The sequence below is a fragment of the Pseudomonas mercuritolerans genome (genome assembly GCF_025706525.1).
Lineage (GTDB): Bacteria > Pseudomonadota > Gammaproteobacteria > Pseudomonadales > Pseudomonadaceae > Aquipseudomonas > Aquipseudomonas mercuritolerans.
Map to the genome: position 1 here is coordinate 272,188 of NZ_JAMSHA010000005.1, position 16,109 is coordinate 288,296.

The 16,109-nt window shown below is 60.9% G+C and carries 14 protein-coding genes; 11 read left to right on the forward strand and 3 right to left on the reverse strand.

Features of this window, described 5'->3' with window-relative positions:
* Positions 1–44: 44 nt before the first annotated feature.
* From ND528_RS16105 to pdeM, 10 genes are all read left to right on the forward strand, one after another.
* Positions 45–2,495, forward strand: coding sequence for a penicillin acylase family protein (locus tag ND528_RS16105; RefSeq protein ID WP_263470702.1), 2,451 nt, complete (start codon positions 45–47; stop codon positions 2,493–2,495).
* 267 nt (positions 2,496–2,762) lie between these two features.
* Positions 2,763–3,797, forward strand: a complete 1,035-nt coding sequence (locus tag ND528_RS16110; RefSeq protein ID WP_263470703.1) for a ligase-associated DNA damage response exonuclease — start codon at positions 2,763–2,765, stop codon at positions 3,795–3,797.
* A complete protein-coding gene (locus ND528_RS16115) occupies positions 3,794–5,482 on the forward strand; it encodes an ATP-dependent DNA ligase (RefSeq protein WP_263470704.1) in 1,689 nt (562 codons plus the stop codon). Before ND528_RS16110 ends, ND528_RS16115 begins: the two co-directional genes overlap by 4 nt.
* Before the next feature lie 371 nt (positions 5,483–5,853).
* On the forward strand, positions 5,854–6,636 hold the full coding sequence (locus ND528_RS16120; protein ID WP_042608231.1) for a transporter substrate-binding domain-containing protein: 783 nt from the start codon (positions 5,854–5,856) through the stop codon (positions 6,634–6,636).
* Between the two features lie 56 nt (positions 6,637–6,692).
* A complete protein-coding gene (locus ND528_RS16125; RefSeq protein WP_263470705.1) occupies positions 6,693–7,421 on the forward strand; it encodes an ABC transporter permease in 729 nt (242 codons plus the stop codon).
* Entirely contained in the window at positions 7,418–8,128 is a 711-nt protein-coding gene (locus ND528_RS16130; RefSeq protein ID WP_263470706.1) for an ABC transporter permease, read from the forward strand. The genes ND528_RS16125 and ND528_RS16130 overlap by 4 nt, the downstream gene beginning before the upstream one ends.
* A 27-nt stretch (positions 8,129–8,155) precedes the next feature.
* Positions 8,156–9,274 (forward strand): succinylglutamate desuccinylase/aspartoacylase family protein, encoded by a 1,119-nt coding sequence (locus tag ND528_RS16135; protein ID WP_122698372.1) that lies wholly within the window; start codon positions 8,156–8,158, stop codon positions 9,272–9,274.
* 12 nt (positions 9,275–9,286) lie between these two features.
* The gene (locus tag ND528_RS16140) at positions 9,287–10,051 is read left to right on the forward strand and encodes an ABC transporter ATP-binding protein (RefSeq protein ID WP_056783337.1); all 765 of its coding nucleotides are present in this window, start codon (positions 9,287–9,289) and stop codon (positions 10,049–10,051) included.
* A gap of 182 nt (positions 10,052–10,233) precedes the next feature.
* Entirely contained in the window at positions 10,234–12,723 is a 2,490-nt protein-coding gene (locus ND528_RS16145; RefSeq protein WP_263470707.1) for a ligase-associated DNA damage response DEXH box helicase, read from the forward strand.
* Entirely contained in the window at positions 12,720–13,373 is a 654-nt protein-coding gene (pdeM, locus tag ND528_RS16150; RefSeq protein ID WP_408005037.1) for a ligase-associated DNA damage response endonuclease PdeM, read from the forward strand. Before ND528_RS16145 ends, pdeM begins: the two co-directional genes overlap by 4 nt.
* 44 nt (positions 13,374–13,417) lie before the next feature.
* Here pdeM and ND528_RS16155 read toward each other — a convergent pair whose 3' ends face one another.
* Both ND528_RS16155 and dcd read right to left on the reverse strand, forming a co-directional pair.
* Complete coding sequence (locus tag ND528_RS16155) at positions 13,418–13,627, reverse strand: hypothetical protein (RefSeq protein WP_016771389.1); 210 nt, start codon at positions 13,625–13,627, stop codon at positions 13,418–13,420.
* A 107-nt stretch (positions 13,628–13,734) separates the two neighbouring features.
* Positions 13,735–14,301 (reverse strand): dCTP deaminase, encoded by a 567-nt coding sequence (gene dcd, locus ND528_RS16160; protein WP_007940589.1) that lies wholly within the window; start codon positions 14,299–14,301, stop codon positions 13,735–13,737.
* 355 nt (positions 14,302–14,656) lie between these two features.
* Between dcd and ND528_RS16165 the strand changes: the two genes are divergently transcribed.
* On the forward strand, positions 14,657–14,866 hold the full coding sequence (locus ND528_RS16165; RefSeq protein WP_002554837.1) for a cold-shock protein: 210 nt from the start codon (positions 14,657–14,659) through the stop codon (positions 14,864–14,866).
* Between the two features lie 118 nt (positions 14,867–14,984).
* Here the strand turns inward: ND528_RS16165 and ND528_RS16170 are convergent, their stop codons facing one another.
* Positions 14,985–15,992: a DUF481 domain-containing protein gene (locus ND528_RS16170; RefSeq protein ID WP_263470708.1), complete on the reverse strand. Its 1,008-nt coding sequence runs from the start codon at positions 15,990–15,992 to the stop codon at positions 14,985–14,987.
* Positions 15,993–16,109: the final 117 nt, after the last annotated feature.

A 16,109-nucleotide genomic window follows, 5' to 3' on the forward strand; every position in this document is an offset into this window, starting at 1 on the left:
GCTTTATTGCGCCCCCAGCCTTATACCCCCGCAGGAGCTTCGCCATGGCCTCGCCAGCCCTTACACATTTTCTTCCCCGGTTCGGCGTTGCCGCAGCAGTGGCCGGTGTTCTCGGCCTGTCCGGTTGCCAGACCTGGAACGCCCAGGACAGCCTGCCGCCGACCTCCGGCGTGCAACCGCTCAAGGGCCTGGCGCAGAACGTTTCGGTGCGGCGCAATGCGATGGGCATGCCGCTGATCGAAAGCAACAGCTTCCATGACGCGCTGTTCAGCCTCGGTTACGTCCACGCCAGCGACCGCATCAACCAGATGGTCACCCTGCGCCTGTTGGCTCAGGGCCGGTTGGCGGAAATGTCCGGCGCGTCGATGCTCGATGCCGACCGCTACATGCGCGCAGTCAATCTGAAGAAGAGCGCCGGCGAGCTGTACAAGGCCTCGTCGCCACGGCTCAAGCGTTTCTTCGAAGTCTACGCACGGGGCGTCAACGCCTACCTGTTCCGCTACGCCGACAAGTTCCCGGGCGACCTCGCCGCCAGCGGTTACAAACCGGAATACTGGAAACCGGAAGATTCGGCGCTGATTTTTGCCCTGCTGAATTTCAGCCAGTCGGCCAACCTGCCGGAGGAAATCCAGTCGCTGGTGCTCGCGCAAACCGTCACCACTGACAAACTCGCCTGGCTGAGCCCGTCGGCGCCTGATGAAAACCTGCCAGTGGCTGAAGCCGACAAACTGCAAGGCCTCAAGCTCAACGGGCAGATTCCGGGGCTGACGGAACTGAGCAGCGCCAGCCAGCAACTGTCGGCGCTGAACCTGCTCGCCACGCCGACTGCGAACAATTGGGCGATTGCCCCGCAACGCAGCCGCAGCGGCAAGAGCCTGCTGGCCAGCGATGCGCACGGGCCGCTGGCCGCGCCGTCGCTGTGGAGTTTCGTGCAGATACGTGCGCCGAAATATCAGGCCGCCGGCGTCACGGTTGCCGGTCTGCCGATGGTGCTCGGTGGTTTCAACGGCAAAGTGGCGTGGAGCATGACCAGCGTGCTCGGCGATAACCAGGATCTGTTCCTCGAGAAAATCCGCCGTCAGGGCAGCAGCCTCACTTATGAAGTCAACGGCAAATGGCAGCCGCTGGGCGTGCGCAACGAAACCTACTTCGTCAAAGGCCAGCGGCCGATTCGCGAAGCCGTGTACGAAACCCGCCACGGCGCGCTGCTCAACAGTGCCCAGGCAGCGGCGCAGGGCAGCGGTTTCGGCCTCGCCTTGCAGACGCCAAGCTTCACTGACGACAAAACCCTGGATGCCTTCTTCGACCTGACCCGCGCGCAGAACGTCGAGCGCGCCTCGGACGCCAGCCGCGAAATCCGCGCCATCACCCTCAATCTGGTCTTTGCCGATGCGAGCAATATCGGCTGGCAAGTCACCGGGCGCTTCCCCAACCGTCGCGAAGGCGAAGGTCTGCTGCCCTCGCCGGGCTGGGACGGTCGCTACGACTGGGACGGTTACGCCGACCCGATGCTGCACCCCTACGATCAGGACCCGGCACAAGGCTGGCTCGGCACCGCCAACCAGCGGGTGATTCCCGACGGCTACGGCATGCAGTTGTCGAAATCCTGGGCGGCACCGGAGCGTGGCGAACGCTTGGCGGAAATGGCTGGCAGCGGCAAGCACGACAGCCGCAGCGTGATCGCCATGCAGTACGACCAGACCACCACCTTCGCCGCCAAGCTGAAAAAAGTCTTCGAAGCGCCGGGCATGAAGCAACCGCTGAAACAGGCGATCGACGCCCTGCCGGAAGCCGAACGCAGCAAGGCGCGCGAAGCCTTCACCCGTTTGATGGCGTTCGACGGCAAGCTCAGCCCGACCTCGGCGGATGCGGCGATTTACGAACTGTTTCTGCAGGAAAGCATGAAGCAGATCTTCCTCGATGAACTGGGTCCTGAGTCGAGCCCGACGTGGAAGGCCTTTGTCGCCAATGGCGATCTGTCCTACGCGGCGCAGGCCGATCATCTGCTGGGGCGTGAGGACAGTCCGTTCTGGGATGACCTGCGCACGCCGCAGAAGGAAGACAAATCCGTGATTCTCGCCCGTAGCCTCGCTGCGGCGATTACGGCCGGCGACAGTCAGTTGGGCGGCGATCATCGCGCCTGGCAGTGGGGCAAATTGCACAGCTATGCGTGGAAAAACAGCAATGGTCAGACCGTTCGCGGGCCGCTGGCGGCTGGTGGCGATCACACCACGCTGAACAGCTCGGCATTTGCCTGGGGTCAGGACTTCGCCACCACGCGCGCGCCGTCGATGCGCTTTATCGTCGACTTCGGCCAGAGCGAGCCACTGATGGCGCAGAACGGTACGGGGCAGTCGGGCAATCCACTGAGTCCGAACTACCTGAACGGGATCGATGCGTGGCTGAAAGGTCAGTACATCGGCCTGCCGATGCAGCCGCAGAACTTTGATCGGGTGTATGGCAGGGCCCGCTTGACCCTGACTCCAGGGAAATAAAGCAAAGATCAACGGCCCCTCACCCTAGCCCTCTCCCGGAGGGAGAGGGGACTGATTGGGGGATGCTTGGGTCTTGCGCCGACCTGAAAGAGAGAGAGTGAATCCAACATTGGATCAGGCTCAAGGCTGTGCCAGATCCATATTCAACTCGGTCGGCCCCCTCTCCCTCTGGGAGAGGGCTGGGGTGAGGGTAGCGCTTCAAAGCCGATCGAACTTCCAGCCTCACGCCCGCCTCATAGCTAACAAGCCCCCCATTCCGGTCACGACATGGATCTTGTTATTGCCCGACCTGAAGGTCTCTACTGCCCCGCCGGGGATTTCTATATCGATCCGTGGCGGCCGGTCGAGCGCTCGGTGATCACCCATGCCCATGGCGATCACGCGCGCACCGGTAATCAGCACTACCTGTCGAGCAGCGCCAGCGCCGGGATTCTGCGCGCGCGTCTGGGTCAGGACATCCAGTTGCAAACCCTCGACTACGGCCAGCGCCTGACCCACCACGGCGTCACCTTAAGTTTTCACCCCGCCGGGCATGTCCTCGGTTCGGCGCAGGTGCGCCTGGAATACGGCGGCGAAGTCTGGGTCGCATCGGGGGATTACAAGGTCGAGCCGGACGGCACCTGCACGCCATTCGAACCGGTGCGCTGCCACACTTTCATCACTGAATCGACCTTCGGCCTGCCGATCTATCGCTGGCAGCCGCAGGCGCAGATCTTCGCCGAGATCAATCAATGGTGGGCGGGCAACATTGCCGCCGGCAAGGCCAGCGTGCTGTTCTGCTACTCCTTCGGCAAGGCCCAGCGGATTCTCCATGGCATCGACGAAACCCTCGGGCCGATCCTCAGCCACGGCGCGGTCGAACCGTTGAACCGTGTGTACCGCGACGCCGGCGTGTACCTGCCACCGACGATCTACGCCGGCGACGTGAAAAAAAGCGATCCGATCATGCGTCAAGCGCTGGTCATTGCTCCGCCGTCAGCGGGCGGCAGTACCTGGATGCGGCGTTTCGGCGAGTTCAGCGATGCCTTCGCCAGCGGCTGGATGCGCCTGCGCGGAACCCGACGGCGGCGCGGTGTCGATCGCGGTTTCGTCCTCTCCGATCACGCCGATTGGCCCGGCCTGCTCTGGGCGATCAACCAGACCGGCGCGGAACGGGTGATGGTCACCCACGGCTCGATCGGCGTGCTCGTGCGCCATCTGCGCGAACAGGGCCTCGATGCACAAGGCTTCACCACCGAATACGGCGATGACGAAGACGACAACATCGCCAGCGAACCCACCGTTGCCGAGACATCGCCATGAAAGCCTTCGCCGAGTTATATGCCGAACTCGACGCCACCACGTCGAGCAACGCCAAGCTGGCGGCGATGCAGGCGTACTTCGCGCAGGCCGCGCCAGAAGATGCCGCGTGGGCGGTGTATTTCCTTTCCGGTGGACGGCCGCGACAACTGGTGCCGGTACGCATCCTCCGCGAGCTGGCGGTGGCAGTCTCGGGGCTGGAGCCGTGGTTGTTCGAAGAAAGCTATCAGGCGGTCGGCGATCTGGCCGAGACCATTTCTCTGGTGCTGCCGGAAAATCCCCACAGCTCCGAGGCCGGTCTCGCCGAATGGATCGAAGACAGGCTGCTGCCACTGCGCGGCGAAACGCCGGAGTATCTGGCGCGGCAGCTGCCAATGTTGTGGGCACAACTGGACCGGCCGAGCCTGATGCTGTGCATCAAGCTGATCACCGGCAGTTTCCGCGTTGGCGTGTCGAAGTTGCTGGTCACCCGCGCCCTGGCGTCGATGGCCGGGCTCGACAGCAAACGCGTGGCTCAGCGTCTGGTCGGTTACACCGATCTGTCGAACCGACCGAACGCCGCCAGTTATCTGAAACTGATCGCCCCGGAATCAGCCGACGAACATGCCCAGCGCGGCGGCCAGCCCTACCCGTTCTTTCTTGCCCACGCCTTGTCGCAACCGGTCGAGGAATTCGACGCCCTGCTCGGCCCGGCCAGCGACTGGCAGGTGGAATGGAAGTGGGACGGTATCCGCGCGCAAGTGGTCAAGCGCGACGGCAAGCTGTGGGTGTGGTCGCGCGGCGAGGAACTGGTGACCGAGCGCTTCCCCGAGTTCGATGTGCTGGTCCACGGCTTGCCCGACGGCACGGTGATCGACGGCGAAATCGTCGTGTGGAAGAGCACCCATCCGACCACCGAAGATGCTTTCGATCCGCAATCCGATGAGCCGCCGGCCGTGCAACCGTTCGCCCTGCTGCAGCAACGCATCGGTCGCAAGACGCTCGACAAAAAGATTCTCGAAGAAGTGCCGGTGGTGGTGCTGGCCTACGACCTGCTGGAGTGGCAGGGCGAAGACTGGCGCAACCAGCCGCAGGTCAAGCGGCGGGCGCAACTCGAAGAGGTGATCGCGCGCTGCAACAGCCCCGTACTGCTGCCCTCCCCTGTATTGACCGGCGAAGACTGGCTCGACCTCGGCCGCCAGCGCGAAGCGTCACGCAAACTCGGCGTCGAGGGCATGATGCTCAAGGCCCGCGATTCGCTGTATGGCGTCGGCCGGACCAAAGACATGGGCGTGTGGTGGAAGTGGAAGGTCGACCCGTTCAGCGTCGACGCGGTACTGATTTATGCCCAGCGTGGACACGGCCGCCGTGCCAGTCTGTACAGCGATTACACCTTCGCCGTGTGGGACGGCCCGCCGGAATCCAGCCAGCGCTCGCTGGTGCCGTTTGCCAAGGCGTATTCGGGGCTGACCGATGAAGAGATGCGTCAGGTCGACAGCATCGTGCGCAAGACCACCGTGGAGAAATTCGGCCCGGTCAGCAGCGTGAAACCGAGCCTGGTGTTCGAACTCGGCTTCGAGGGCATCGCCCTGTCGCGCAGGCACAAGAGCGGCATCGCCGTGCGTTTCCCGCGCATGCTGCGCTGGCGCAAGGACAAGAACGTCGAAGAAGCCGACAGCCTCGCGACTCTGCAAGACTTGTTGGCCTGATTCATTCTCGACACATCGCAGAATCCTGTGGCGAGGGGATTTATCCCCGCTGGGCTGCGCAGCGGCCCCCAGCAATTTCCCCCTGAAAATCGTGAACTCAGGTTTTTGCGCCTGCTGCGCAGCCGATCGGGGATAAAGCCCCTCGCCACAGTTTCAACTGCTCCGAGCCACGCGCTTGAACCGAAACAGTGCATGCAAACAGCAATGCCCATTTCCGGGCATTCAACTACCCTTGCCTGTCTCCACTCGACCTTTTAAAACACCTGTTCGGCACTCTGGTTCGGAAATTGCTACTTTCTATAGGTCGTAAGCGTTGCAGTAACAATAATTCTGCGCCACAAGCGCTCATATTGGTTCTTAGGGATTGAATAATGAAAAAAGCATTGCTGACCCTTTCTGCACTGGCGTTGTGCATGGCCGCCGGCTCCGCGCTGGCCAAGGAATACAAAGAGCTGCGCTTTGGCGTTGACCCTTCGTACGCACCGTTCGAGTCGAAAGCGGCCGATGGCAGCCTGGTCGGGTTCGATATCGATCTGGGCAACGCGATCTGCGCCGAACTGAAGGTCAAGTGCAAATGGGTCGAAAGCGATTTCGACGGCATGATTCCGGGCCTCAAGGCCAACAAGTTCGACGGCGTGATCTCGTCGATGACCGTGACCCCGGCCCGCGAGAAGGTCATCGACTTCTCCAGCGAACTGTTTTCCGGCCCGACCGCTTATGTGTTCAAGAAAGGCTCCGGCATCACCGCCGATGTCGCTTCGCTCAAGGGCAAAACCGTTGGCTATGAGCAAGGCACCATTCAGGAAGCCTATGCCAAAGCCGTGCTGGACAAGGCCGGTGTGAAAACCCAGGCCTATCAGAACCAGGACCAGGTGTATTCCGACCTGACCTCCGGCCGTCTCGACGCCGGTATCCAGGACATGCTGCAAGCCGAACTGGGCTTTTTGAAGTCGCCAAAAGGCGCCGATTATGAAATCAGCCAGCCGGTCGACAGCGAATTGCTGCCAGCCAAAACCGCTGTCGGTATCAAGAAAGGTAACACTGAGCTGAAAGCACTTTTGGATAAAGGTATCAAAGCGTTACACGACGACGGCAAATACGCCGAGATTCAAAAGAAACACTTTGGCGACCTGAATCTGTACAGCGGCAAATAATGCCCCGGCGCCCATCCCCGATGGGCGCCTTTTCCATCCGCTCAGGTTGCTGATTTATGCTTGAAACCCTCCTGCAAAATCTGGGGCTGGCCTCGTTCAGTCTGCAGGGCTTCGGCCCGTTGCTGCTGCAAGGCACCTGGATGACCATCAAATTATCGGCGATGTCGCTGCTGGTGGCCGTGTTGCTCGGCCTGCTCGGCGCCAGTGCCAAACTGTCGAAAGTCAAACTGGTGCGCCTGCCTGCACAGCTCTACACCACGCTGATTCGCGGCGTGCCGGATCTGGTGCTGATGCTGTTGATCTTCTACAGCCTGCAAACCTGGCTGACGTCAATGACCGACTACATGGAATGGGAATACATTGAAATCGACCCGTTCAGCGCCGGCGTACTGACGCTGGGCTTCATCTATGGCGCGTATTTCACTGAAACCTTCCGTGGCGCCATCCTCGCGGTGCCGCGTGGTCAGGTCGAAGCCGCCACCGCGTATGGCCTCAAACGTGGCCAGCGTTTTCGCTTCGTGGTGTTTCCGCAAATGATGCGTTTTGCCCTCCCAGGCATCGGCAACAACTGGATGGTCATGCTCAAGGCCACCGCGCTGGTGTCGATCATCGGTCTGGCCGATCTGGTCAAGGCTGCCCAGGACGCCGGTAAAAGCACCTATCAACTGTTCTACTTTCTGGTCCTTGCCGCTTTGATCTATCTGCTGATCACCAGTGCTTCGAACTTCATCCTGCGCTGGCTCGAACGTCGCTACGCCGCCGGTGCCCGGGAGGCCGTACGATGATCGAACTTCTTCAGGAATATTGGCGCGCCTTCCTTTATACCGACGGCCAGAACATCACCGGGCTGGCGATGACGATGTGGCTGCTGACCGCCTCGATCTGCATCGGCTTCGTCGTCTCGATTCCGCTGTCGATTGCCCGCGTCTCGCCGCACTTCTACGTCCGTTGGCCGGTGCAGTTCTACACCTACCTGTTCCGGGGCACGCCGCTGTATATCCAGTTGCTGATCTGCTACACGGGCATCTACAGCCTCGCCGCCGTGCGCGAACAGCCGATCCTCGACAGTTTCTTTCGCGACGCGATGAACTGCACGATCCTCGCTTTCGCGCTCAATACCTGCGCGTACACCACGGAGATTTTCGCCGGGGCGATTCGCAGCATGAACCACGGTGAAGTCGAAGCGGCCAAGGCTTATGGCCTGACCGGCTGGAAGCTGTACGCCTACGTGATCATGCCGTCGGCCTTACGCCGTTCGTTGCCTTACTACAGCAACGAAGTGATCCTGATGCTGCACTCGACGACCGTGGCGTTCACCGCGACCATTCCCGATATCCTGAAAGTCGCGCGGGATGCCAACTCGGCGACCTTCCTGACCTTCCAGTCATTCGGCATCGCCGCGCTGATCTACCTGACCATTACTTTTGCGCTGGTCGGTGTGTTCCGCCTTGCCGAACGCCGCTGGCTGGCCTTCCTCGGGCCGACTCACTAGCACCGGTTTGAAAATAAAGAGATAACAATGCGCCACCAGATTCATGACTTGCTGGCCCCGCTGCCGGGGACCGCACGGCAGATTCACAGTTTCCACTTCGGCCCACAGCAGGCCAAGGGCAAGGTGTACATTCAGGCCTCGCTGCATGCCGACGAACTGCCGGGCATGCTGGTCGCCTGGCACCTCAAGCAGCGTCTGGCCGAGCTGGAAGCTGCCGGCCGCCTGCGCAGCGAAATCGTCCTCGTGCCGGTGGCCAACCCGGTCGGCCTCGAACAAGTGCTGATGGACGTGCCGCTGGGCCGTTACGACCTGGAGAGCGGGCAGAACTTCAATCGCTGGTTCGTCGACCTCAGCGAAGAAATCGGCAACGCCATCGAAGGCCAATTGAACGACGATGCGCAGCACAACCTCGAACTGATCCGCACCAGCCTGCGCAACGCCCTCGCCCGCCAGACGCCGACGACGCAACTGCAATCCCAGCGTCTGACCCTGCAACGCCTGGCCTGCGATGCCGACATGGTGTTGGACTTGCACTGCGACTTCGAATCGGTGGTGCACCTGTACACCACGCCCGAGGCGTGGCCACAGGTCGAGCCATTGGCGCGCTACATGGAAGCGCAGGCCAGCCTGCTCGCTACCGATTCCGGCGGGCAGTCGTTCGACGAGTGCTTCACCCTGCTCTGGTGGCAACTACGCGAACGCTTCGGCGAACAGTTCGAGATTCCGCTGGGCAGCTTCTCGGTGACCGTCGAATTGCGCGGCCAGGGCGACGTCAATCACCCGCTGGCCAGCCGCGATTGTCAGGCGCTGATCGACTATCTGATCCAGTTCGATGCCATCGTCGGCGAGACCAAGCCGCAACCGCCACTGCCGTACCCGGCCACGCCGCTGGCCGGGGTCGAACCGGTGACCACGCCAGTCGGTGGCCTGTTGGTGTACTGCGCGACACCCGGCCAATACCTGGAAGCCGGCCAGCAGATCGCCGAAATCATTGACCCGGTCCACGACAAGGTCACCCCCATTCATTGCACCGCCGCCGGCCTGCTGTATGCGCGCTCGTTGCGGCGCATGGCCACTGCCGGCATGGTCATCGCCCACGTCGCGGGCGCCGAAGCCTATCGCAGCGGCTACCTACTTTCGCCTTGAGGATGCTCGTCCATGTACAAACTGACCGTTGAAGGCCTGCACAAAAGCTATGGCGATCATCAGGTGCTCAAAGGCGTTTCGCTCAAGGCCAAAACCGGCGACGTGATCAGCCTGATCGGCGCCAGCGGCTCGGGCAAAAGCACCTTTTTGCGCTGCATCAATTTCCTTGAACAACCGAATGACGGCGCCATGAGCCTTGATGGCCAGGCGATCCGCATGGTCACCGACCGCCACGGCATGCACGTTGCCGACGCCGATGAACTGCAACGCCTGCGCACGCGGCTGGCGATGGTGTTCCAGCATTTCAACCTGTGGAGCCACATGACCGTATTGGAAAACATCACCATGGCCCCGCGCCGGGTGCTGGGCTGCAGCAAACAGGAAGCCGAGGATCGCGCCCGGCGGTATCTGGACAAAGTCGGCTTGCCGGCGCGAGTCGCCGATCAATACCCGGCGTTTCTGTCCGGCGGTCAGCAACAGCGCGTGGCGATCGCCCGGGCGTTGGCGATGGAGCCTGAGGTGATGCTGTTCGACGAACCGACCTCGGCGCTCGACCCGGAACTGGTCGGCGAAGTGTTGAAAGTGATTCAAGGCCTGGCCGAAGAAGGCCGGACGATGATCATGGTCACCCACGAGATGAGTTTTGCGCGCAAGGTGTCGAATCAGGTGCTGTTTCTGCATCAGGGCTTGGTGGAAGAAGAAGGCGCGCCCGAAGAGGTGCTGGGCAATCCCAAGAGTGAACGGCTGAAGCAGTTCCTCAGCGGCAATCTCAAATAACGCCGTACACAATTCCCCTGTAGGAGCTGCCGAAGGCTGCGATCTTTTGACTCTGCCTCAAAGATCAAAAGATCGCAGCCTCGTTTCACTCGTCAGCTCCTACAAGGGAATCGCGTTGTTTTAAACCTTTGGTCTGTTGCTGTGGTCTCTGAAACAACACCTCCAGAGCGCACGCAGCCGGCATGGCGAAATCCCCCGACTTTGCAAAAACCTGGTTCAGCGCCCGCGACTGGAAGCCGTTCGCCTTTCAAAAACAGGTGTGGGCGGCGGTGAAAAGCGGCGAATCCGGATTGCTCCACGCCAGCACCGGCGCCGGTAAAACCTATGCGGTGTGGTTTGCTGCACTCAACCGCTTCGCCCGCTTGCAACCGCCCGTGGCCACGCCGCGCAAACGCAAACCGCCGGCCGAGCCGTTGACGGTGCTGTGGATCACGCCGATGCGCGCCCTCGCCGCCGATACCGCCCGCGCGCTGCAAAGCCCGGTGGATGATTTACAGATTCCGTGGAGCATCGGCCTGCGCACCGGCGACACCAGCAGCAGCGAACGCGCTCGTCAGGGCAGGCGTTTGCCAACGACGCTGATTACCACCCCGGAAAGCCTGACTCTACTACTGGCCCGCGCCGATGCGCGCACGGCGTTGTCGACCCTGCGCATGATCGTCATCGATGAATGGCACGAATTGCTCGGCAACAAACGCGGCGTGCAACTGCAACTGGCTCTCGCCCGCCTGCGTCATTGGCAGCCGGAACTGATCGTTTGGGGCGTGTCCGCCACCCTCGGTAATCAATCCCACGCCGAGCAAGTGCTGATCCCACAGGGCGGCGGCGTCAGTGTTCAGGGCAAAAGCGAAAAAACCCTGCAAGTCGACACCCTGCTCCCACCGGCCATCGAGCGTTTTCCCTGGGCCGGGCACATCGGTCTGAAGATGCTGCCGCAAGTGGTGGCCGAACTCGACGCCTGCGCCAGCAGCCTGGTGTTCACCAACACCCGCGCACAATCGGAGATCTGGTATCAGGCGCTGCTGGAAGCGCGGCCGGACTGGGCCGGGTTGATCGCGCTGCACCACAGCTCACTGTCCCGCGATACCCGCGATTGGGTCGAGCAGGCGTTGAAGAATGGCCAGTTGAAAGCAGTGGTGTGCACCTCGAGCCTGGACTTGGGTGTGGATTTCCTCCCGGTTGAGCGCGTATTGCAAATCGGCTCGGCGAAAGGCGTCGCGCGACTGATGCAACGTGCCGGGCGTTCCGGCCACGCGCCGGGGCGCACCTCGCGGGTGACGCTGGTGCCGACCCACAGCCTTGAACTGATCGAAGCGGTTGCCGCACGCGACGCCGTCGAACAGCGGCGCATCGAGCCGCGTCTGTCACCGCACAAGCCGCTGGATGTGCTGGTCCAGCATTTGGTCAGCATGGCCCTTGGCGGTGGCTTTATTCCTGAAGACTTGTACGAAGAAGTCCGTGGTGCCTGGGCTTATCGTGACCTGACAGAGGCAGACTGGGCCTGGGCGCTGGCGTTCGTGCGCCATGGCGGGATGTCTCTTACAGCGTATCCGGATTACCGCCGGGTCGAGCCGGACGAACACGGCGTCTGGCGTGTGCCGGATGCGCGTCTGGCACGGCGCCATCGCATGAGCATCGGCACCATCGTCAGCGACGCGAGCATCAACCTGAAATTCTGGAGCAAGGGCGGCGGCGGCAAACAACTGGGCAGCGTCGAGGAAGGCTTTATCGCCCGGCTGAAACCCGGCGATGGTTTCCTCTTCGCCGGGCGCTTGCTGGAACTGGTGCGGGTGGAAAACATGACCGCCTACGTCAAACGCAGCACCGCAAAAAAAGCCGCCGTGCCGCGCTGGAATGGCGGGCGCATGCCGTTATCCAACGAACTGGCCGAAGCAGTGGTGACGCGCTTCAGCGCCGCTGCTCAAGGTCAGTTCAAAGGCCCGGAAATGCAAGCGCTGCGGCCGCTGCTGGAGACGCAGATACGCTGGTCCGGCTTGCCCACCACGGAAAATCTGCTGGCCGAGGTACTGAAATCCCGCGAAGGCTGGCATCTTTTCCTCTATCCGTTCGCCGGGCGCCAAGTGCATCTGGGACTGGCGAGCCTGCTGGCGTGGCGCGTCAGTCAGCGGCAACCGGTGACCTTCTCGATTGCCGTGAATGATTACGGCCTGGAACTGCTCAGCGCCACGCCGGTGGATTGGGCCGCGCATCTCGACGCTCACCTGTTCAACGCCGATGACTTGTTGCTGGATGTGCTGGCCAGTCTCAATGCCGGTGAACTGGCGTTGCGCCGCTTCCGCGAAATCGCGCGCATCGCCGGGCTGGTCTTCGCCGGGTATCCGGGCGCACCGAAAAGCACCCGCCAGGTGCAGGCGTCGAGCGGCTTGTTTTTCCAGGTGTTCAAACAATATGACGCCGACAACCTGCTGCTAGCCCAAGCTGGGGAAGAAGTCCTACGCGAGGAACTGGATATTCGTCGTTTGGAACAGACATTGGAGCGGATCAATCGGATGAAACTCGACGTGCATCAGGTTAAACGTCCTACACCGTTGGGCTTTCCGCTGCTGGTGGAGCGGATGCGCGAGAGCATGAGTTCGGAAAAACTGGCTGACAGGATCAGAAGAATGGTCGGTGACCTGGAAAAAACCGCTGATAACGGAAAATCGTCGTGAGTGCGTACCCGGTGCGTCTGGCCGGTGAGGAGTTGTGGCTGCTGCCGGAGAAAGCGCTGTACTGGCCAGCGCAGGAGGCGCTGCTGATCGCCGACGTGCATTTCGGTAAGGCGGCGGCCTATCGCAGCCTCGGCCAGCCGGTGCCCCATGGCACAACGGCGAGCAATATCGAGGTGATCGACGCGTTGCTGGCGCGGTTGCCGTGTCGCCAGTTGATCTTCCTCGGGGATTTTCTGCATGGGCCTGGTTCCCATGTCCCGACCACACTGAATGCGCTGGCAGAGTGGCGAGCGCAGCACGCTGACCTGCCGATGACGCTGATTCGCGGCAACCACGACAAACGCGCGGGCGACCCACCGGCATCGTTGAATATCCGCGTGGTGCCCGAACCATTGCTGCTCGGCCCGTTCGCCTTACAACACGAGCCCGATGCGCATCCGGAACGGCACGTGCTCGCCGGCCACGTGCACCCGGTTTATCGATTGCACGGCAAAGGTCGGCAGAGCTTGCGCCTGGCCTGCTTCAGGTTGGGTGAGCGCATCAGCCTGATGCCGGCATTCGGTGCGTTTACCGGCGGCTATCAGGTCGAGCGCGACGACAGTTGCAAGGTCTTCGTGATCGGCGACAACGAAATATGGCCCGTCAGCTAGATCGCAAATCGATCAGGCTGACGGGCCATATTCATGACGGTCGGTCAGGCAACAGGCGCCGGAGGCGGCTCGTCCGGCAGCGTCGGTTCGCCTGGTTCGGTCGGTTGTTCGTTGGGAGTATCGGGATCGGGCTGGCCGGGCACGCCGCCGGACAGGCTCAAAGACGGATTCGCCAGTAACGACCAGGCCAGAACGCCTATCTGATTGGGCTCAAGCCTTGCCAGTTCAGCGCTGATTCGCGGGTCGATCTTCATAGGGCACTCCTCAGTGAAGGCCCGAATTTGTGTGTAACAAAAACGGGCAGTACACCCCATAGAGTGTCTGCCCGCCAAAGAATTCCCGACATCCGTCGGATGGTCGATCAGGTACGCGGCAAGGTTACGCCACGCTGGCCCTGATATTTGCCGCCACGATCCTTGTAGGAAACTTCACATTCTTCATCGGATTCGAGGAAGAGCATCTGCGCCACACCTTCGTTAGCGTAGATTTTCGCCGGCAGATTAGTGGTGTTGGAAAATTCCAGGGTCACGTGACCTTCCCACTCAGGCTCGAGCGGAGTGACGTTGACGATGATGCCGCAGCGCGCGTAGGTGCTTTTACCCAGGCAGATGGTCAGCACGTTGCGCGGAATGCGAAAGTACTCGACGGTGCTGGCCAGGGCGAAGGAGTTCGGCGGAATGATGCAGACGTCGCTGTGGATGTCGACGAAGCTGCCGGCGTCGAAGTTCTTCGGGTCGACAATGGCCGAGTTGATGTTGGTGAACACCTTGAAGTGGTTGGTGCAACGCACGTCGTAGCCGTAGCTCGACACGCCGTAGGAAATCACCCGGCTGTCGTCGCTGCCGCGCATCTGGCGCTCGACGAACGGTTCGATCATGCCGTGTTCCTGCGCCATGCGGCGAATCCACTTGTCCGATTTGATGCTCATGGCGGGTTTGTCCTGAATAGCGAGGTGGAAAAATTCTGTCCGGCATCTTACCGGGCGCGTCGCCGCGTTCAAAGTGCGCAACGCAATTCTCGGCGAACACCCCGTATTTACGCGATGTGGCGACGAACCGTCGCACCGCCGATCCCTAAAACACAGAATCCTTTGCAAGAAACATTGGCACGTTCCGGAAAAAGGGTTAAGGTGGCGTCACTGTGTTGCTTGTGTCACTGAGAATCTCTACACGATATGTTGAATTTCGATCCAACCATCTACAAGAATTTTTCCTGCTCTTTGCACTCAGTCTCGGCCAGGGTTCTTCCTGAGTCGCAGTTATCTTTGTTCAAGGAGTTACACCATGTCTAATCGCCAAACCGGTACCGTTAAGTGGTTCAACGATGAAAAAGGCTTCGGCTTCATCACTCCACAATCCGGTGACGACCTGTTCGTTCACTTCAAAGCTATCCAATCCGACGGCTTCAAAAGCCTGAAAGAAGGCCAACAGGTTTCTTTCATCGCTACCCGCGGTCAGAAAGGCATGCAAGCTGAAGAAGTACAAGTTATCTAACTTGTAGCTTCTTTAGAAAAGAGCCCCGCCCTTAAAAGCGGGGCTTTTTTGTGGGCGCCTGTTTTGTTCAGGCAAAAAAAATCGCAGCCCGAAAGGCTGCGATTTTTTGTTTGTGCTTTTACCAGGCCACGCCAAACCCTGCGGTATAACGGGTCTTGTTCAGATCCGCATCGTTGGTGCCGCTGATGATGTCGCGCTCGGCCTTTAGGTTGAGCGAGGCCCAGTCGGTGACCTTGTAGCGCAGGCCCAGCTCGGCATCCAGCGCGTAATCGGCAACGCCCGACAGCGGCTTGCCGACTTCGCCATTGGTGAAGAACTCGACCTTCTTGCCGATCAGGTAGCGGTTGTAGTCCCACTTCATCGCGACGGAATAGAAGTTGTCCTTGCTGCCATCGCGATACTCGTAATCGGTGCGGTTGAGCAACGAGCCCAGCGAGAACGCGCCGAGTTCGTCGTCCCAGAACTGGTAGCCCGGACCGGTACCGACCACACGCTGGCGGGCCAGCTCTTCGATGTGATCACGCTTGTAGTTGATGCGCCCCTGCCAGAACCACTGGTCGGTGAGGAAGCGGTCGAGGGAGTATTCGGCGCGCCAGTTGTTGGTGGTGGTTTCCGCATCCTGGACTTCGCGGTTGTATTCCCCCTCGGCGGTATGCCGCCAGCGACCGTGCCGCGCCGAGGTCTTGAAGCCGACGTCGTAGTCGTCGGTGTCCTTTTCGGCGCGCTGATAGTCCAGCGCCAGATCGACGTTGCCCTTCCACACCAGGTCGGTGACGATCGGCTTGGGCTTGAGTATCTGCTGAATGCTCGCCAATTCGACAGTCTTCGGCTCCTCGCCGTTGGCCAGGGTGACCTTGCCATCGTCGGCCGCGGTGAGCGACTTCGACACTTCGCCGGCATAGGCGTCCTGCTTGACCAGCAGATGCTGATCGCTGTCGAGGGTCTTGACCTCTTTCCAGTCAATCGCCACCGCACCGGCGTATTTGGTCTGGATCAACAGCTTGCCGCCGTCGAATACCGTGATAGTGCCGCTCAGCTTGTCGCCGTTTTTCAACCAGACGGTGTCGGCAAGCAGGGGCGTGGACGCGCTGAAAACAGCAAGGCACAACAAGGTTCTGGGGAACATAAGCAGATCGGGGGCTCAGAGTTGGCGAAAAAGATCGGCATTATCCGGAGGATTTTGCCCATGACAAGGACTGACCGGACTATTTCAATTGAGTTCATTTCTCAACTGCGCCACGAG